12 protein-coding genes are annotated in these 19,085 nt (G+C 60.8%); 7 read left to right on the top strand and 5 right to left on the bottom strand.

Annotated features, from left to right (window positions below):
* The first annotated feature begins 132 nt into the window (after positions 1-132).
* The 6 genes from dgcB (at position 133) to IF189_RS26175 (ending at position 11,821) form a co-directional block, all read left to right on the top strand.
* Positions 133-2,082, top strand: a complete 1,950-nt coding sequence (gene dgcB / locus IF189_RS26200) for a dimethylglycine demethylation protein DgcB (protein WP_192552468.1) — start codon at positions 133-135, stop codon at positions 2,080-2,082.
* Positions 2,082-3,302: an electron transfer flavoprotein subunit alpha/FixB family protein gene (locus IF189_RS26195; RefSeq protein WP_192552467.1), complete on the top strand. Its 1,221-nt coding sequence runs from the start codon at positions 2,082-2,084 to the stop codon at positions 3,300-3,302. The genes dgcB and IF189_RS26195 overlap by 1 nt, the downstream gene beginning before the upstream one ends.
* A gap of 9 nt (positions 3,303-3,311) precedes the next feature.
* On the top strand, positions 3,312-4,082 hold the full coding sequence (locus tag IF189_RS26190) for an electron transfer flavoprotein subunit beta (RefSeq protein WP_134828349.1): 771 nt from the start codon (positions 3,312-3,314) through the stop codon (positions 4,080-4,082).
* Between the two features lie 985 nt (positions 4,083-5,067).
* On the top strand, positions 5,068-8,520 hold the full coding sequence (locus IF189_RS26185; protein WP_192552466.1) for an alpha/beta fold hydrolase: 3,453 nt from the start codon (positions 5,068-5,070) through the stop codon (positions 8,518-8,520).
* Positions 8,521-8,682: 162 nt separating this feature from the next.
* Positions 8,683-10,551 (top strand): hypothetical protein, encoded by a 1,869-nt coding sequence (locus tag IF189_RS26180; RefSeq protein ID WP_192552465.1) that lies wholly within the window; start codon positions 8,683-8,685, stop codon positions 10,549-10,551.
* Between the two features lie 25 nt (positions 10,552-10,576).
* Positions 10,577-11,821 carry a metallophosphoesterase family protein gene (locus IF189_RS26175; RefSeq protein WP_134828346.1) on the top strand — a complete coding sequence of 415 codons (1,245 nt, stop codon included), beginning with the start codon at positions 10,577-10,579 and terminating at the stop codon, positions 11,819-11,821.
* Between the two features lie 49 nt (positions 11,822-11,870).
* Here IF189_RS26175 and gbcA read toward each other — a convergent pair whose 3' ends face one another.
* Positions 11,871-13,163, bottom strand: a complete 1,293-nt coding sequence (gbcA, locus tag IF189_RS26170) for a glycine-betaine demethylase subunit GbcA (protein WP_192552464.1) — start codon at positions 13,161-13,163, stop codon at positions 11,871-11,873.
* Positions 13,164-13,457: 294 nt separating this feature from the next.
* Here gbcA and gbcB point away from each other — a divergent pair, with 294 nt between their 5' ends.
* Positions 13,458-14,558 carry a glycine-betaine demethylase subunit GbcB gene (gene gbcB / locus IF189_RS26165; RefSeq protein ID WP_085709156.1) on the top strand — a complete coding sequence of 367 codons (1,101 nt, stop codon included), beginning with the start codon at positions 13,458-13,460 and terminating at the stop codon, positions 14,556-14,558.
* Positions 14,559-15,078: 520 nt separating this feature from the next.
* On the opposite strand, the gene IF189_RS26160 is transcribed toward gbcB, so the two are convergent.
* The 4 genes from IF189_RS26160 to IF189_RS26145 form a co-directional block, all read right to left on the bottom strand.
* On the bottom strand, positions 15,079-16,491 hold the full coding sequence (locus IF189_RS26160) for a hypothetical protein (RefSeq protein WP_225739922.1): 1,413 nt from the start codon (positions 16,489-16,491) through the stop codon (positions 15,079-15,081).
* Positions 16,492-16,517: 26 nt separating this feature from the next.
* On the bottom strand, positions 16,518-17,003 hold the full coding sequence (locus IF189_RS26155) for an Hcp family type VI secretion system effector (protein ID WP_134828344.1): 486 nt from the start codon (positions 17,001-17,003) through the stop codon (positions 16,518-16,520).
* Positions 17,004-17,093: 90 nt separating this feature from the next.
* Complete coding sequence (locus IF189_RS26150; RefSeq protein ID WP_134828343.1) at positions 17,094-17,918, bottom strand: SDR family oxidoreductase; 825 nt, start codon at positions 17,916-17,918, stop codon at positions 17,094-17,096.
* Positions 17,919-18,039: 121 nt separating this feature from the next.
* Entirely contained in the window at positions 18,040-19,080 is a 1,041-nt protein-coding gene (locus IF189_RS26145) for a low specificity L-threonine aldolase (RefSeq protein ID WP_007959802.1), read from the bottom strand.
* Between the last annotated feature and the right edge of the window lie 5 nt (positions 19,081-19,085).

The following is a 19,085-nucleotide window of genomic DNA, read 5'->3' as shown; positions in this document are numbered from 1 at the left end:
AGCGGGCTTGCCCGCGAATGCATTCTGTCAGTCACCGCGGCATCGACTGACCCGGCGCTTTCGCGAGCAAGCTCGCTCCCACAGGAACACGCCGAACGTGTTTCTCCAGGCTGTACTGGTGGGAGCTTCACCATGTTGAACACCCTTCTTCCAATCCTGTTGTTCGCAGCCCTGGCCCTCGCGGTGCTGGGGGCGTTGCGGCGGGTGGCCATGTGGCGCCGGGGCCGGGCCTCGAAGGTCGACCTGATCGGCGGCCTGTTCGCCATGCCCAAGCGTTACATGGTCGATCTGCACCATGTGGTGGCGCGGGACAAATACATCGCCAACACCCACGTAGCCACGGCGGGCGGGGCGGTGGCGTCGATCGTGCTGGCGATTCTGGTCCACGGTTTCGGCCTGCATAACCGCATCCTCGGCTACGCGTTGCTGCTGATGACGGCGGTGATGTTCGTCGGGGCGATCTTCGTTTACCGGCGTCGGCTCAACCCGCCGTCGCGGCTGTCGAAAGGCCCGTGGATGCGCCTGCCGAAAAGCCTGCTGGCGTTCTCGGCCTCGTTTTTCCTGGTGACCTTGCCGGTGGCGGGGATCCTGCCGGAGAACTTCGGCGGCTGGGTGCTGGCGGCGATTCTCGGCGTCGGTGTGTTGTGGGGCGTGTCGGAGCTGTTCTTCGGCATGACCTGGGGCGGCCCGATGAAGCACGCCTTCGCCGGTGCGTTGCACCTGGCCTGGCACCGCCGCGCCGAACGTTTTGGTGGTGGCCGTTCCACCGGTTTGAAACCGCTGGATCTGAATGATCCGACCGCGCCGCTGGGCGTGGAAAAGCCCAAGGATTTCACCTGGAACCAGTTGCTCGGTTTCGACGCCTGCGTGCAGTGCGGCAAGTGCGAAGCGGCGTGCCCGGCGTTCGCCGCCGGCCAGCCACTGAACCCGAAAAAACTGATTCAGGACATGGTCGTCGGCCTCGCCGGCGGCACTGATGCTCAGTTCGCCGGCAGCCCGTATCCGGGCAAACCGGTGGGCGAACACAGCGGCAATCCGCATCAACCGATCGTCAACGGTCTGGTCGATGCTGAAACCCTGTGGTCGTGCACCACCTGCCGCGCCTGCGTCGAGGAGTGCCCGATGATGATCGAGCACGTCGATGCCATCGTCGACATGCGTCGTCACCTGACCCTGGAAAAAGGCGCGACCCCGAACAAGGGCGCCGAAGTCCTCGAAAACCTGATCGCCACCGACAACCCTGGCGGTTTCGCTCCGGGCGGGCGGATGAACTGGGCGGCGGACCTGAACCTCAACCTGCTCAGCGAGAAGAAATCCACCGACGTGCTGTTCTGGGTTGGCGACGGCGCCTTCGACATGCGCAACCAGCGCACCCTGCGCGCCTTCGTCAAAGTGCTGAAAGCGGCCAAGGTCGACTTCGCGGTGCTGGGGCTGGAAGAGCGCGACAGCGGCGACGTGGCCCGCCGTCTGGGTGACGAGGCGACTTTCCAGTTGCTCGCCAAGCGCAATATCCAGACCCTGGCCAAATACAGCTTCAACCGTATCGTCACCTGCGACCCGCACAGTTTCCATGTGCTGAAAAACGAGTACGGCGCCTTCGACGGCAACTACCTCGTGCAGCACCACAGCACTTATCTGGCGGAAATCATCCAGGCCGGTGCGCTGAACCTCGGTCAGCACAAAGGCAACAGCGTGACCTATCACGATCCGTGCTACCTCGGCCGTTACAACGGCGAGTACGAGGCGCCGCGCGAAGTGCTGCGCGCCCTCGGTATCGAGGTGAAAGAGATGCAACGTTCCGGCTTCCGTTCCCGCTGCTGCGGCGGCGGTGGCGGGGCGCCGATCACCGACATTCCGGGCAAGCAGCGGATCCCCGACATGCGCATGGAAGACATCCGCGAGACCGGCGCCGAGCTGGTGGCCGTGGGTTGTCCACAGTGCACGGCGATGCTCGAAGGCGTGGTCGAACCGCGTCCGCTGATCAAGGACATCGCCGAACTGGTGGCCGACGCGCTGCTCGAAGACGCTGCGCCGAACAAGCCTGCCACCCCGGCCAAACGTGAACCTGCGGAGGCCCACTGATGAGCGACATTATCCGCCGCGACCCTCGCGCCGAATGGATCGCACGTAACCGCCTGCATCCGTTGCACGCGGCCATGCAACCGGCGCAACACAGCTGGATGGGGCCCAACGGGATCATCCGCAAGAACCTGCACGGCATCGGCTTTATCGGGCCGAACGGCATCAAGCGCATCGACCGCAGCGGCGCCCAACAGGGTGGGGCGGTCAAGCGTTCGGCCGCGGTCGAAGTGCAATTGCCGCTGCATCAAGTGCCGGCCCCGGCGTTCTACATCAGCGTGGTGCCGGACATGGTCGGCGGCCGTTTGAGCAGCCACGACCGCGACTTGCTCGGCCTGGCTCATCAACTGGCCGGCAGCGACGGCGCGGTGCTGGCGGTGGTGTTCGGCGAGCACAAGGAAAACGCTTTCGCCACGGCGGGCGTTGACCGCTTGCTGGTGCTGGAAGGCGAAGAATTCAGCGGTTATGCACCGGAACAACGGATCCAGGGCCTGCGGGCTGTGGATAACCAGTTCAACCCGCGGCACTGGCTGCTGCCGGACAGCCGCAGCGGTGGCGGCGAACTCGGCCGGCGCTTTGCCGCTGCACTGGGCGAGCGACCGGCCACGCGGGTGTGGCAGGTCAAGGATCAGGAGTGCATCGGCCGTGCCGGGGCCGGGTTGCAGGATCTGGCCCGCCCGGTGGCGCGGCTGATTCTGGCGTCCGCCGAATGTGCCGAACCGGTCAGCGAAACCCGTCACGAAGCGCTGCCGGTGGAGTTATCCACACCCGTCGCGCGCAGCCTGTCGCGGATTGAAGATCTGGGCGCCGTGGCGGTGGACCCGGCGGCGATTCCGATGGCCGAAGCCGAGTTCATCTTCTCCGGTGGCAACGGGGTCAAGGACTGGGAGCTTTTCCACAAGACCGCCGCCGCTCTCGGCGCCACCGAAGGCGCCTCGCGGGTGGCGGTGGACGACGGCTTCATGACCCGCGACCGCCAGGTCGGCGCGTCCGGCACCTGGGTCACGGCGCGGGTTTACGTGGCCGTGGGGATTTCCGGGGCGATCCAGCACCTGCAGGGCATCGGCGCCTGCGACAAGGTGGTGGCGATCAACCTCGATCCGGGCTGCGACATGATCAAGCGTGCCGACCTGTCGGTGATCGGCGAAAGCGCGGAAATTCTTCAGGCCTTGATCGCGGCGGTAGAGGCTTACCGCAACGAAGCCAAGCGCGATGCGGCTTAAGGAACGGGTATGAGCACAAAGATCATCAGTCTGGTTTCAATCGGCGCCCACCCGACCTCGGGCCGCCCGCGTCGTGCCGAACAGGATGCACGGGCGGTGGAACTCGGCTTGCAACTGGCTGGGGATAACCTGCAAGTGCTGCATGCCGGGGACATTGGCGAACCTGCGCTGCGCGCTTATCTGGGCATGGGCCTGGAACAGATGCATGTGCTGGAACAACCGGCCGGTGCGGATGCGTTGCCGGCGTTGACCGACTATTTGCGGGATGCCGGAGCTCAGGTCGTGTTGACCGGCAGTCAGGCGGAAACCGGTGAAGGTTCGGGGATGCTGCCGTTCCTGCTGGCCGAAGGGCTGGGATGGCCATTGGTCGTCGGTTTGGCTCAGGTCGAGTCGATCAACGATGGCTCGGCGCTGGTGCTGCAAGCGTTGCCCCGTGGGCAGCGGCGACGACTGAAGGTGCGGCTGCCGTTTCTGGCGACTGTGGATAACGCGGCGCCCAAGCCTCGGCAAAGTGCTTACGGCCCGGCACGACGCGGCGTTCTTCAGGCAAAAGATGTGGAAGTGGTGGATGACGAATTGCTTGCGGTAGCGACCCTGCAACCGGCCAAGCCCCGGCCGAAACGGTTGAAGGTGATCAAGGCCAAGAGCGGGGCGGATCGGATGAAGGCTGCGACGGCCAAGGCCAGTGGGGGTGGGGGGCAGGTGCTCAAGGGCGTGACTGCCGAGGCAGGTGCCGAAGCTATTCTCAAACTGCTGATAGAAGAAGGTGTTGTCCGCTAGAGTCCTGAATTTGACCCTCTTCCTTTGGAAGAGGGTTTTTACCCACAATCCCTGTTGGCGGATCTGTGGATAACGTGTTCGCCCATCCCTGAACCCCACGCCAACCAAGCCCTCCAGCCCGAAGATCAAAAAACAACCAGCCTAACTCGCGGTTTTTTCGAGCTTTTTTCCCAGGATAACTCCCAGACTTGCCCCCAATCTCTGTTGGCGCTTCTGTGGATAAGATGTTCGCTATCCTCCAAGAGCCATATAAACCGTGGCTTACAAAGATTTGATCAAAAAACGATCAATTCAGCCTTTTAACCCCACCAACCCGACGCAAACCCCGATTTATCAACGCTTTCAACGCTTTTCCACAGCACCCGCCAAGTTACCCCCGAACTCTGTTGGCGTTTCTGTGGATAAGGTGTTCGCCATCCTCTGAAAGCCACGTAATCCGTTGCTCGTGGCGACTTGATCAAAAAATAGTCAATCGCTAATGGAATCGGTGGTTCTGAATAAGTCACGGTTTTTCTTCACAAAACCCCGATTATTTTCCAAGGTCATCCACAGTTGTCCCCATTTGCTGTGGGTGGTTATGTGGATAACTTGTTCGCCAAACCCTGCAAGCCCCGCCGGCTATAGTCCAAATGGAAATTGATCAGATTTCATACAGTTCTAAAAGCGTGCCTTGACTTCAAACCGGCCGCTGTCTTCACTCCAATGGCACAAGGACCGCCGTCACTTATCCACATCTGGTTCAGGGAGAACGCGTGATGGATACCCAGCCACATCGCTCACCCCTCAATCTCCGCTTGCTGTCAGCCCCGAAGCCGCGCACGCGCACTTTGCGTCGTGCCGCCAATCAGCATGCCCGTCTATAGCGCCTGAATCCTGCCACACCGCTGTACTGCCGCCGGGCCTGCCCGGGGGCCAGGTGCCCGTTCGCCCATTGATTGCAGGCAACCGCAGAGTTGCCCCATCTGCCTGAGAGAGGAACCACCTCATGACACGGATCGCAACGCCCATCAGCGACATCAAGGAACACTACGACGTGATCGTCATCGGCTCCGGGTACGGCGGCGGCATTGCCGCTTCGCGCCTGTCCCGGGCCGGCAAGAAGGTGTGCCTGCTGGAGCGCGGTCGGGAAATCCAGCCCGGCGAATACCCCAACACCATGATCGCTGCGACCGAAGAGTTGCAGGTGCACGACCCGGACGGCCACATCGGCTCACGCACCGGGTTGTTCGATCTGCACGTCAACGCGCAGCAGAACGTGGTGGTCGGTTGTGGCCTCGGTGGCACGTCGTTGATCAATGCCAACGTTTCGCTGGAGCCGACAGCCGATGTGTTCAAGGATCCACGCTGGCCGTTGGCGGTGCGCGAGGACCAGGATGGTTTGCTCAAGGCGGGTTACGAAAAAGCCCGGACCATGCTCAAACCCAACGCTTATCCGGACAGCGCACCGAACCTGCCCAAGCTCGATGCCAACAAAAAGTCCGCGGACTTCCTCAAGCAAGGTGCGAATTTTTACAAGCCACCGATCAACGTGACCTTCGACAAACTGCCGAACAACCTCAACCACGTCGGCGTCGAGCAACTGCCGTGCAACCACTGCGGCGACTGCGTTTCAGGCTGTAACAACAAGGCCAAGAACACCACGCTGATGAACTATTTGCCGGACGCCACCAATCACGGCGCGGAGATTTTCTGCCAGGCACAGGTACGGCATCTGGAGCGCGACGGTGATGGCTGGATCGTGCACTTCCAGTACCTCGACAGTGGCCGCGAGAAATTCGACGCACCGACCCTGTTCGTGAAGGCCGACATTGTCGTGGTATCCGCCGGCACTCTTGGTTCCACCGAGATTCTGCTGCGCTCGCGGGACAAGGGCCTGGCGATGTCCGGCCAGCTCGGCGAGAACATGAGCGGCAACGGCGACATCCTCGGCTTCGGCCACAACTGCGAGCAGACCATCAACGGCATCGGTTTCGGTACGCACTCGGCCAAGGAGATGAAACCGGTCGGCCCGTGCATCACGTCGATCATCGACATGCGCAACGAAGGTGATCGCAGCAGTCGCATGGTCATCGAGGAGGGCTCGATTCCCGGCGCCCTCGGGCGGCCGATGGTGCCGGCGATGGCCGGGTTCGCCGAGATGATCGGGGTGCCCACCGACGACAGCTTCAGCGGCAAAGTGAAATACAAGGAGCGCGAAGCCGAAAGCTTCCTGCGCGGCCCGTACTACGGCGCGCTGCATAACATGCAGACCTACCTGATCATGAGCCACGACAGCGGCCAGGGACGCATGGTCCTCGACAGCAAGGACCAGCTGCGCATCGATTGGCCGGGTGTGGGCGAGCAGGAAAACTTCAAGATCGGCAACGAACGCCTGCACCAGAGCACCAAGGCACTGGGCGGGATCTGGGTCGAGAATCCGATCTGGACCAAGCTGCTCAGGCACAGCATCGTCTCGGTGCATCCGCTGGGCGGTTGCGTGATGGGCGAAGACGCCGCGCAAGGCGTGGTCAACCACAAGGGCCAGGTGTTTAGCGGCGCCAGTGGCACCGATGTCTACGCCAACCTGTACGTGACCGACGGCGCGGTGATTCCGACCTCATTGGCGGTCAACCCGCTGCTGACCATCTCCGCTGTCAGCGAGCGCAACATGGGTCTGCTGGCCGCCGACCGGGGCTGGAAAATCGATTACACACTACCTTCGGCGCCGCGCAAACAACCGGTGCCACCGACCCTCGGCGTGCAGTTCACCGAGACCATGAAGGGCTATTTCTCCCGGGCCTTCACCGCAGCGCAGAGTACCGATCTGAAGGTTTATGAGGCGGCCGCCAAACGCGGCGAAGCAGACAACTCGCCGATCGATTTCACCCTGACCATCACCGCCAACGACCTCAACCGGATGATCAAGGAGCCGGAGCACGCCGCGACCATCGTCGGCACGGTGATCGCCCCGGCCCTGTCGCCGCAGCCGCTGACCGCCAGCAACGGCGTGTTCAACCTGTTCGAGCAATTCGAGCAGCAGGTCGACACTCGCCACATGAAATACGACATGAAACTGACCGCCGAGGACGGCAACGACTATTTCTTCAGCGCCTTCAAAACCGTGCCGGAAGACAACGGCGTGCTGAACATCTGGCATGACACCAGCACCCTCTACGTGACGCTGTATCGCGGCCCGGACAAGTCCGGCGAAGTCATCGGCTCGGGTGTGATGCACATCAAACCGGCGGATTTCGCCAAGCAGATGACCACCATGAAAGTGCTCAACGCGCGCAACGAGCGTGAGCGTATCGAAGGGCTGGCGCGGTTCGGCAAGTTCTTCGCCGGGATTCTCTGGGAGAGTTACGGCGGCGTGTTCGCCGGCGACAAATACTTCAACCCCGACGCACCGCCACGCTTGAAACGGCCGCTGGATGCGCCGACGCCGGATGTGCATTTCTTCCCCACCGAGGACGGCGTGGAGCTGCGCCTGAGTCGCTATCAGGCCGGCAGCAAAGGGCCGGTGATGCTGGTGCATGGCTTGGGTGTGGGCTCGAATATCTTTTCCACCGACACCATCCAGACCAACCTGCTGGAGTTTCTCTGCAAACATGACTACGACGTGTGGCTGCTGGATTTCCGCGTGAGCATCCTGCTGCCGGCGAGTAAGAAGGAATGGAACGGCGACCAGATCGCCCAGTACGACTTCAAGGCTGCCATCGGGCAGATCCAGCAGCAGACCGGCGCGAAGGACGTGCAGTGCGTGGTGCATTGCTACGGCGCAACGACCTTCTTCATGTCGTTGCTGGCCGGGCTGCAAGGCGTGCGTTCGGTGGTCTGCTCGCAGATTGCCGCTGATACGGTGGTCGCGACGGCGACGGGGCTGAAGGCCGGTCTGCACTTGCCGGGGATGCTCGACGCCATCGGCATCAAATCCATGACTGCCTATGCAGACAGCAAGGAAAACTGGTTCAACCGGCTGTACGACAAGGCCCTCAACGGCTACGCGCGGATCGAAGCCCAGGGCTATTGCACCAACCCGGTGTGTCACCGCATCACCTTCATGTACGCCTCGCTGTACCGCCACGACACCCTCAACGAGACGCTGCACGACAACCTGCATGAACTGTTCGGCGAGTCGAACATCGAGACCTTCGAACACCTGGCGCTGATCGTGCGCAAAGGGCATCTGGTGGACTTCAAGGGCAACGATGTGTACATGCCGCACTTCGACCGGCTGACCATGCCGATCTGTTTCATCAGCGGTGCGGAAAACCAGTGCTACTTGCCGGAGAGCACACTCAAGACCTATCAGCGGGTTTGCGAGAAACACGGACCGGAGCGCTACAGCCGGCATGTGGTGCCGGGTTACGGCCACATCGATTGCATGTTCGGCAAGAACGCGGTGGTCGATGTGTATCCGATCATCCTTGAACACCTGGAGAAGACGGCCCTCGGTTGATCTCGAACCGAGTCGACTGCATCGCTGGCAAGCCAGCTCCCACAGGGTTTTGTGCCGGTCACAAAATCAGCAGACACCCCAGTCCAATGTGGGAGCGGGCTTGCCCGCGAAGGCGGTAGGTCAGGCACTACATCTTTCGGGTTGCACAAGGAAATGGATGACATGGACAGCTACATCCGCTGGTTTCAACGTTTCATCTGGCTCGGCATAGCGATGAACATGGTGTTCGCGATCCCGGCGCTGTTCGCGCCGGGGTTGCTGACATCGGTGGTCGGCCTGCCGCCGCAACTCTCCGACCCGTGGCTGGAAAACGCCGGGATGCTGCTGGTGGGCATCAGCGTGTTCTACATGCCGTCGGGCTTCAACGCACCGCGCTACGTGGTGCATTCCTGGCTGTGTGTGCTGACGCGGCTGATCGCCGTGACGTTCTGGATCTACCTGATCGACACCAGCAGCCAGGGCTCGGTGTTCGTGCCGATGCTGATGGGCGATCTGAGTTTCTTCCTGATCCTCGGCATTCTGCTGTACCTCGGCACCACCCCTGAAAACCGACCATTGGCGCTGCTCTGTGACGGCTGGCGCGAATGGCGGGCGGCGTGGGCGCGGCATTGGCAGAACCACGCGTTCAAGGTCGGTACGCTGGTGGTGGTCGCGCTGTTGGCGTTCATCGGTTACCAGACCTGGTATCAGATGCTGCGCGTGGTGCCGGAGCAGGAATACGCCTCCGACGAAGATCACTACAAATACGCCGCCATTGGCTTGGGCATCGAAGCGCGGATCCCGTATTACCTGTTCTCCGTGCTGCCGCAAATGTGCCCGGAAAAGATGCCGAAACCCGGCGGCTGGGAGGTCTTCGGCTTCCTGTTCGAGAACGGCAAGGACCTGCCGATCGGCATGGCCAAGCGGCAGATCGGTTACCCGACTGTCGAGCCGAACTGCGCTTTGTGTCACACCGGCTCCTACCGGGCGAATGCCAGCGACGTTGCGGTCAATGTGCCGAGTGCACCGGCCAACACCCTGCAACTGCAGGCCTTCCAGTGGTTCGCCTACGATTGCGCCAGCGACCCGAAATTCACCACCGACGCGGTGATGGCGGCGATCAACAGCAAGTTCCAGCTCGGCTTCTTCGAGCGGCTCTACAACCGTTACCTGATCATCCCGATGGCCAAGACCGCGCTGCTCAAACAGAAGCAGGCCTACGCCTGGCAGAAACTGCGTCCGCCGCAAGGGCCGGGGCGTACCGACACCTTCAACCCGACGAAAATGGTGGTGTTCGGCTTCCCGGATGACTCGACCATCGGCACCGTCGACCTGCCGCAAGTGTGGAACCAGAAACCCCGGGAATCGATGTACCTGCACTGGGACGGCAATAACAACAAGATCCACGAGCGCAACTACGCCGCCGCGATGGCCGTGGGCGCGACGCCGGAGTCGGTGTTGCCGCCGAGCTTCAACCGCGTGACCAACTGGCTGCTCGGGCACAAGGCGCCGGCGTGGCCGTGGGCGCTGGATCAGGCCAAAGTCGCTCAGGGAAAACCGATCTGGGAAGCCAATTGCGCCGGTTGCCACGACTTCGGTCGCGCCGACACCGGGCAGGTCACCACCAACATCGACCAGCTAGGCACCGATCCGCATCGCCTCGACTCGTTTACCACCGGGTTGGTGGCGGCGTTCCACACCTTCAAGAAACCGCCGTTCGATTTCGGCGCCTACCGCAAGACCCAGAGCTACAGCAACACGCCCACCGACGGCATCTGGCTGCGCGCGCCGTACCTGCACAACGGCTCGGTACCGACCCTGTGGGACTTGCTGCAACCACCGGAAAAACGTCCGCAGGTGTTCATCACCGGCTCCGATGTCTACGACCCGGTCAACGTCGGCTTCGTGACCAGCGGCGCCCAAGCGAAAGCCTCGGCGGACTTCAAGTACGACACGCGCCTGGAGGGCAATCACAACACCGGTCACCTGTATGGCACGACGCTGTCGGACGACGACAAACGCGCGCTGATCGAATTCATGAAAACCCTGTGAACCCTTACGGATAGAGGATTACGCCATGTCAGCGGTCGGTCATCTGAAACATGAAATCGACAAGGTCAAGGTTCGTCTGCACGGCCTGTTCACGCGAGTGGAAATGGCCTGGATGAAGCTCATCAGCGAACTGGAACCCGAGGAGTTCCAGGCCATCATCAAGTTGCTCCAGCGTGGTCATGATCAGGCGCAATACGTGCTGAAAAACGGCGAGCTGCCGGATGACGAGCCGGCGGTGCCGTGGGAGTTATCCCACGGGTTGTCGATCCTGCGCATCGGCAATGCAACGCCGTTGCCGCAGTCCCCTGATCAACTGCAAACCAAAGTACTCAAGGACGGCACGCTGCTCGGCTGTCGCAAGTGGGAACTGCTGGACCTGCTGTGGAGCGAGGCGCTGCTCAAATGGATCGAAAACCTGCGTCACCACGCGACCTTCGGTACCGACCCGGCGCTGGTGACCATGGATCGCGAAGTGACGTTGGCGATTGCCGGCGACTGGGGCACCGGGCCATTCAACAGTCATGCGCCGGCGGTGTCGGTGGCCAACCAGATGCAACTGGCCAATGCCGACTTCACCATTCACCTGGGGGATGTCTACTACGCGGGCACCCATTCCCAGGAGGACACCGACATGTCCGGCTGGCCGATGGGCACCCACGGCTCGTTCACCCTTAATTCCAACCACGAGATGTACAGCGGCGCCCACGGTTATTTCAAGGAACTGGCCGCGCGTTTTCCCGGGCAGCAGGGCACCAGCTACTTTGCCCTGATCAACGACGACTGGCTGATTGTCGGGCTGGATACGGCGTACGCCTCGGACGTGATGAACCTGTATATGGACGGCACGCTGAACGAGCCGCAGATCGCCTGGATGAAGGGCTTGCCCAAACGCAAGAAGCTCATGGTGCTCAGTCATCACCAGGGTTTCGATATCACCGGGCACAACAAGACCGCGCTGTATCAACCGGTGTGCGATGCACTGGGGCGGGAGCCGGATTACTGGTACTGGGGGCATCTGCACAACGGCATCGTCTACGCCACCCAGGGCGGTTTGCATGCGCGCTGCGCCGGGCACGGGGCGATTCCCTATGGCACCACCAGCGAGCTGAACGGGCATTCGCGGATACTGTTTTCCGAGACCCAGGATGCGAAGGATCCGGATTATCCGCTGCGGGTGTTGAACGGGTACGCGAAGATCAGGTTGGTGGGGGAGGAGATTTTCGAGGAGTTTATTGGCGAAGACGGATCTGTGAGGTGGTCATCGAAGTGATCCGTTTGATCGTTCCCGCGCAGGACGCGGGAACGATCAATGACGCGAATCAGCCCTGAACCGGAACACCCTTGAGGTACGGCGCAGGCTCGGCCCCGAGGTTGCTCAGCATGCGCTCGCTGTACCAGTCGACGAAATTGACCACGCCGAACTCATAAGTCTTGGAGTACGGCCCCGGCTGGTACGCGGTGGAGTTGATCCCGCGCTGGTTTTCTTCGGCCAGGCGACGGTCCTGATCGTTGGTCGCGTCCCACACTTTGCGCATGCGCTCGACGTCGTAGTCCACGCCTTCCACGGCATCCTTGTGCACGATCCACTTGGTGGTGACCATGGTTTCCTGGGCGCTGATCGGCCACACGGTGAACACGATGATGTGATCGCCCATGCAGTGGTTCCACGAGTGCGGCAGGTGCAGGATGCGCATCGAGCCCAGGTCCGGGTTCTTGATCCGGCCCATCAGTTTGGCGCAGCCCTGTTTGCCGTCCATGGTCATCGACACGGTGCCCTTGAGCAGCGGCATGCGCACGATACGGTTGCGCAGGCCGAAACTGGCGTGGGCGTAAGGGATCTTTTCGGCTTCCCACGCGGCAGCAGACGCGGCGACGTGGTCCTTGAATGCCTGGTCGGCGCGCGGGTCGGTGACGTCGTCCCACTCCAGCAGGGTTTTCAGCAACTCGGGGTGTGAACCGTTGCAGTGGTAGCACTCGCGGTTGTTTTCCAGCACCAGCTTCCAGTTGGCCTTTTCCATCAAGGTGGTGGTAATCGCCACCTTGGTGTTCTCCATGTCGTAGGGTTCCATGTAGTGGTTCAGGGTCGACAGGAAGTCATCGATGGCCGGCGGGTTCTCCGCCAGGCTGATGAAGATGTAGCCGCCGGCGGTCTTCACGTTCACCGGTTTGAGGCCGTACTGCTTCATGTCGAAGTCGGCGCCCATTTCGGTGCCGGCGAACAGCAGACGACCGTCCAGCTCGTAGGTCCACTGGTGGTAGTGGCAGACCAGTTTGGCGACCTTGCCCTTGTCACTGGTGCACAGGCGCGAGCCACGGTGGCGGCAGACATTGTGGAACGCATGCACCACGCCTTCGGCGCCGCGAATGACGATGATCGGGTTTTTGCCGATCTGCAGGGTGATGTAGTTGCCCTTGGCCGGGATCTCGCAGGTCATGCCGGCGATCAACCACTCTTTCTGGAAGATCTCCTGCATGTCGATATCGAACAGGCGATCGTCACTGTAGAACGGTTGCGGCAGCGAATAGGTGCGCTCGCGCTCCTGCAGCATTTGTGCGGTGGCCTTGCGTGCGGGTTCCAGCAGGTCGCCCAGGCTGAGTTTTGCGGTGTCCATCGATGAATTCCTCAAGGCCATCTGCGTGGCCGCGAAAGTGGCTGATCGGGTGTGCGGCTAAAGGGTGCAACGCAAGGTGTAAAGAATCGGTTTGTAGTAGGGGCGAGTGTGGGGCCGGCGCAGGCGAGAACCTTATCCATGGGCGACATGGTGCAATCTGTTCCCGACGCGCAACCCCCGGTGGTTGGGGGCTGGTCGCGATAAGTATGTGAATGTCGCGGATAGGTAAACGGGCCGTTCGCGCTATACGCAGAATCGCCACATGAAGGCCGACAGTCGGCCGTGGAGAACAGCATGTCGAACAGCTTCCTGAATCCGGTCACCACCCAGACCTGGGCCAATGGCCGACACATCGTCCGTTGCGTCAAAGTCATCCAGGAAACCTGGGACGTGCGCACCTTCTGTTTCATGGCCGACCAGCCGATCCTGTTCTTCTTCAAGCCCGGGCAGTTCGTGACCCTGGAGCTGGAAATCGAAGGCCAGCCGATCATGCGTTCGTACACCATTTCCAGCTCGCCTTCGGTGCCGTACAGCTTTTCGGTGACCATCAAGCGCGTGCCGGGGGGCAAGGTGTCCAACTGGCTGCACGACACCCTGCACGAAGGCCAGGAGCTGGCGGTGCACGGACCGGTCGGGCTGTTCAATGCCATCGACTTCCCGAGCCCGAAAGTGCTGTACCTCAGCGGCGGTGTCGGCATTACGCCAGTGATGTCCATGGCGCGCTGGTTCTACGACACCAACGGCAACGTCGACATGACGTTCATCCACAGCGCCCGCTCGCCCAAAGACATCATTTACCACCGCGAGCTGGAACACATGGCGTCGCGGATCGACAACTTCAGCCTGCACCTGATCTGCGAGAAACACGGGCTGGGCGAGCCGTGGGCCGGTTATCGCGGCTACCTGAATCACAAGATGCTGGAACTGATGGTGCCGGACTTCCTCGAGCGCGAAGTCTTCTGCTGCGGCCCGACGCCGTACATGACGGCGGTCAAGCGCCTGCTGGAAAACGCCGGTTACGACATGAAGCGCTACCACGAGGAATCCTTCGGCGCCACGCCACCGGAAGCCCGCGCCGACGCAGTGGAACAAGCCGAACAGGCCGCCGAAGCACCGGAAATCCCGGTGGCGGATCTGCACCTGGTGGAGTTCACCTCATCGGACAAGAGCATCCGCGTGGCCCCGGGCGAGACCGTGCATGCGGCGGCTGCGAAGGTCGGCCTGATGATCCCGAAAGCCTGCGGCATGGGGATCTGCGGGACGTGCAAGGTGCTCAAGCTGGGTGGCGAGGTGGAGATGGATCACAACGGCGGGATTACCGAGGACGACGAGGCGGAGGGGTACATTCTTTCTTGCTGCAGCGTGCCGAAGGGGGATGTTCGGATCGAGTACTGACAGGCGCCGCAACTCCCTGTAGGAGCGAGCCTGCTCGCGATGAGGCCGGGACATCAATGATGGTGTCGACGGCCCACTGCTATCGCGAGCAGGCTCGCTTCTACAGGGGAAATCAGACGGGGATTTTCAATTGATATTTAAATTATGTTGAGTACTCCGAGAGCCCCCAAAGCAAAAAAAGTGATACCGCTAAATAACTGACATTTGTGGAGTGTAAGCAGCGTGCGCTTAAAGTCGGGTGGGAATTTTTTTATGTCTTCCGCACTCAATCTCTCATGATAAATATGGATTTCCGGACGTTTCAGGAAACGGGAAATCTCTCCCATCATGTAGATGCGTCCCCACATGCCTCCATGCCATAGCATCATAAGACTGTAGCGGATCGGGCTGTTTTTAAGGCTCCTCATGATTAGTCTTATTTTCGTTTTTGCGATGTATAGCCAGATGCAATTAACGATCAGGAGTGCGGCGAAATTTATGATGCTCACGAGGATTAATGCATCTTTTACAGTTTCAAAGTTCATCTGATCCTCTCGTAAATCCGCTCACCTGCACGCTCACCGCGATTTTCACCGATGTATCCGCCCGTAAAAGATCCAGCTCCCGCAGCCAGCACCCCGCACAACACCCCACCGATTCCTGCACTCGTAACCCCGATTGCCACGCAAATTGTCGGGGCTGCGGCTGCACCCAGAGCAGAACCGATAGCCCCACCCAGAAAACTTCCGGCTTCGGTGTATTTCACCTTTTCGCATGCCTCGGCACTCCCGTTCGTACAAACATCCTGAACCTTCATTGCCGAGGCTCCGCCACTCACGGCCGTACCAATCCATCCGCCATATTTGACGTATTGCGAGGCTTTCACTACGCCTTGAATGTGAGTGGCATAACCGGGAATCCGGCTGATCGCGCCGGCCTTTCTCCAACGGTGGACGAGATTGGACGTATCGATGCCCAGCGCGGCTTTCAGATTTGGATGGTCAGGAAAACCAATTGCCCGTTTAGTCAGAAAGTTGAGTTGAATATCAAGGCGGGCCAGCAATGTTTTACGTTCACTGAGGAATGCCTGTGTGCTCCCCTTTCCCTCGAAAGTTCGGACGTGCAGGGTCTCCAGATCACGTAAAACAGTTTTGATGCCATCCAGATGGTTAGCGGCCATAGCGGTACCAGCCCCAATAACTTTTGACCCATCTGAAAGCGTCCGTCTGATGACGTCATAGTGCTGAGCAAAAAAGTCCGCTTCTTCCAGCGTCAACGGCGCCAGCGCCATGCTGACGATGTGCGCGGTTTCCATCAGCAGTGATTCTTCATAGGTGCATTGCTGATTGTCCGGGTCGCTCAGGACAATCAGCGTTCCGGCTTTCACCACGTCTTCCAGCGGATTGAGGCTTTTGAATTTGGCGATGACATTCGGGTTGGGCGACGGAAACAGTCGCGCCTGCAGTTTCTCGGCGGACAGACTTTTCGGCACGATGTAGAACCCTGGCTCCTCAGGTGCCGGCAATTCCTGGGGCCAGTGTTCGCGGGGGAAAAATCGCAAGTCGTTGACCGGATGCGCAGAAAAAAGCGGGGCTGAGTTCAGGCGCGTCACTCTCAGATTCTGCTGGCGAACGGCCCGCAGTAAACGTTGCGGATCGGGGTTCGCTGCGGCCTGTGGAAGCATCGACAAGCGTGGTGCCCTGGCCGCGCCGGTGAGCGTGCCGTGTCTGTTTTGCTGCAGGGCTCGGGACTGGTTCAACAGTTCTCGTTGTTCCTGCGCAAGCGTATTGATCCCTTGCTGCGGCGTCAGGCGTCCGTCCGCTACCTCCTCGGTAATTCGCTTGGCGAAGTACGCGACTTGTTGATGGAATTGCACACGTGCAATGCCATACGCCAGATGACGGTTTCCGATGGTCAGTGCCTGTCCAAGCAGGTTGCCGGCGGCGTCCTGCACATCGCACAGATCATGCTGCCGTGAACTCAACCCGCTTCGCCCCACGAGGTATAGCCGGTGGTGCCTGCAATGTGGTGTACCCAACTGATGCCGCGGTAACGAATGGCCAGTTGTTCTTGAGGCTGGGCATCGTTTTGCAGAATCACGTGGGGCACATCCTGCGACATTTCAGCGAGAACCGCCCCGTCGAGGGTGATCGAATAGAATTTTTCCTGCTGCCCCTGGGGCGAAGTGCGGTAGAGGCTGATCGTGCAGTCCAGTTCTTCGCTGTTCGAATGCGCCTGAGCCAGCAATGGGGAAGATTTGTCGACCGCTTTGGTAATGATGACCGGCCGGTGGACGGGTTTGCCGAGGTTGGCGTCGCGGCGCATTTCATGGCTCAGGGCGAACACCATGATTTCATCGGTATGGGCCGTCTGGTATTTGTTGCCGACCGATTCTGGCGTCGAACATCCGGCTGAAATAAGGCCCTGGATCTTGCCGGTGATGGTCATGTAGGCAGGGTTCGCCATAGTCTGCGCTCCTCGAAAATGGAGTCGGCAGTCTATGGCGAGGTTTGTTTGAGTTATGTAGGACCTGGCGTAGGTCGTTTCTGAAAATGCTCAGTCGATAAACAGGTCTGTCATCAACTTCGCATCACTCCCCGGCTCAAAGCGGTAATGATCGAACTCGGTCACGCCGCTTTCCCGCAAGATCTCTTCATCGATCAACAACCGCCCGGTAATTCGCCGTCCGCTGCTGCCCAGAATCACATGCGCCGCATCCGCCATGATCTGCGGCGTGCGCGCATGCTTGAACGACTCCCGGTTGCCCAGCTGAAACTCGATCGCCGCCGTGGCAATCATGGTTTGCGGCCACAGCGAATTCACGCTGATCCCGTAATTGGCGAATTCCTCGCTCATCCCGACGGTCAGCATGCTCATGCCGTACTTGGTCACGGTGTAGGGGCTGTATTGCGCGAACCATTTGCTGGCCATGTTCAGCGGCGGCGACAGGTTGAGAATGTGCCCGGCGGACTTCTTCAAATAGGGCAGGGCCGCCTGGCTGCACAGCAGCACCGCGCGGGTGTTGATCTGGTGCATCAGGTCGAAGCGCTTGAGCTCGATGTGCTGCACACCGGTCAACTTGATCGCCCCGGCGTTGTTCACCAGTGCGTCGATCCCGCCGAAGTGTTCGTTGGCCTGGGCCAGTGCCTGACGCACCGCTTCTTCCTCGCGCACATCCAGTTGCAGGGCCAAAGCCTTGCCGCCGGCCGCTTCGACTTCCTCGGCGACGCTGTGGATGGTGCCGGGCAACTTCGCGTGGGGTTCGGCGCTCTTGGCCGCGATCACGATATTGGCCCCGTCCCGCGCAGCCCGCAGCGCAATCTCGCGCCCGATGCCACGGCTGGCGCCGGTGATGAACAAGGTTTTGCCTTTTAGCGACATGCGCAAGCTCCTGCTTATTGTTATGTGAGCGGTGGCTCGACAGACAATGTAGACGATGGAGCTGAAACGGGAGGAGGTGAGCGGTGGCGGGGAGCAGGCTCCCGCGCCACAGGAGGGGAGATCAGGCCGACATGACTTCGCGAATGTCGCGGGCCAGTTCACGCACGCGTTCTTCTTCGGTGTCCCACGAGCACATGAAGCGCGCGCCGCCCTTGCCGATGAAGGTGTAGAAGCGCCAGCCGCGAGCGGTCAGGGCGGCGATGGCCGGTTCCGAGAGTTGCAGGAACACGCCGTTGGCCTGGACCGGGAACATCAGTTCCACGCCCGGGATGTCGCTGACCAGTTCTGCCAAAAGTTGCGCGCAGTGGTTGGCGTGGCGGGCGTATTTGAGCCAGGCGTCGTTTTCCAGGATGCCGACCCACGGCGCCGACAGGAATCGCATCTTCGAGGCCAGTTGCCCCGCCTGTTTGCAGCGGTAGTCGAAGTCTTCGGCGAGTTTGTGGTTGAAGAACAGGATCGCTTCACCCACCGCCATGCCGTTTTTCGTACCGCCGAAGCACAGCACGTCGACGCCGGCCTTCCAGGTCAGGTCCGCCGGCGAGCAGCCGAGGAATGCGCAGGCATTGGAAAAACGCGCGCCGTCCATGTGCAGGTTCAGGCCCAGTTCCTTGCAGGTGTCGCTGATGGCGCGGACTTCTTCCGGGGTGTAGACGCTGCCGACTTCGGTGGCCTGAGTCAGGGTCACTACGCGCGGTTTCGGGTAGTGAATGTCCTGGCGCTTGAGCGCGACTTCGCGGATCGAGGCCGGGGTGATCTTGCCGTTTTCGGTGCCGGCGATCAGCAGTTTCGAACCGTTGGAGAAGAACTCCGGTGCGCCGCATTCGTCGGTTTCGACGTGGGCGGTTTCCGAGCAGATCACGCTGTGGTAACTCTGGCACAGCGACGACAGCGCCAGCGAGTTGGCGGCGGTGCCGTTGAAGGCGAAGAACACTTCGCAGTCGGTCTCGAACAGCTTGCGGAAATAATCGGAGGCGCGTGCTGTCCACTCATCGTCGCCATAGGCGCGCTGGTGGCCGTGGTTGGCCTGTTCCATGGCAGCCCAGGCTTCGGGGCAGATACCGGAGTAGTTGTCGCTGGCGAATTGTTGGCTCTTGTCGGTCATGGCCG

Origin of the sequence: Pseudomonas sp. IzPS59 (genome assembly GCF_014863505.1) — a bacterium.
Lineage (GTDB): Bacteria > Pseudomonadota > Gammaproteobacteria > Pseudomonadales > Pseudomonadaceae > Aquipseudomonas > Aquipseudomonas kribbensis.
Note: the sequence above shows the minus strand (reverse complement) of the source record. Positions and strands in the feature narration are given on the sequence as shown.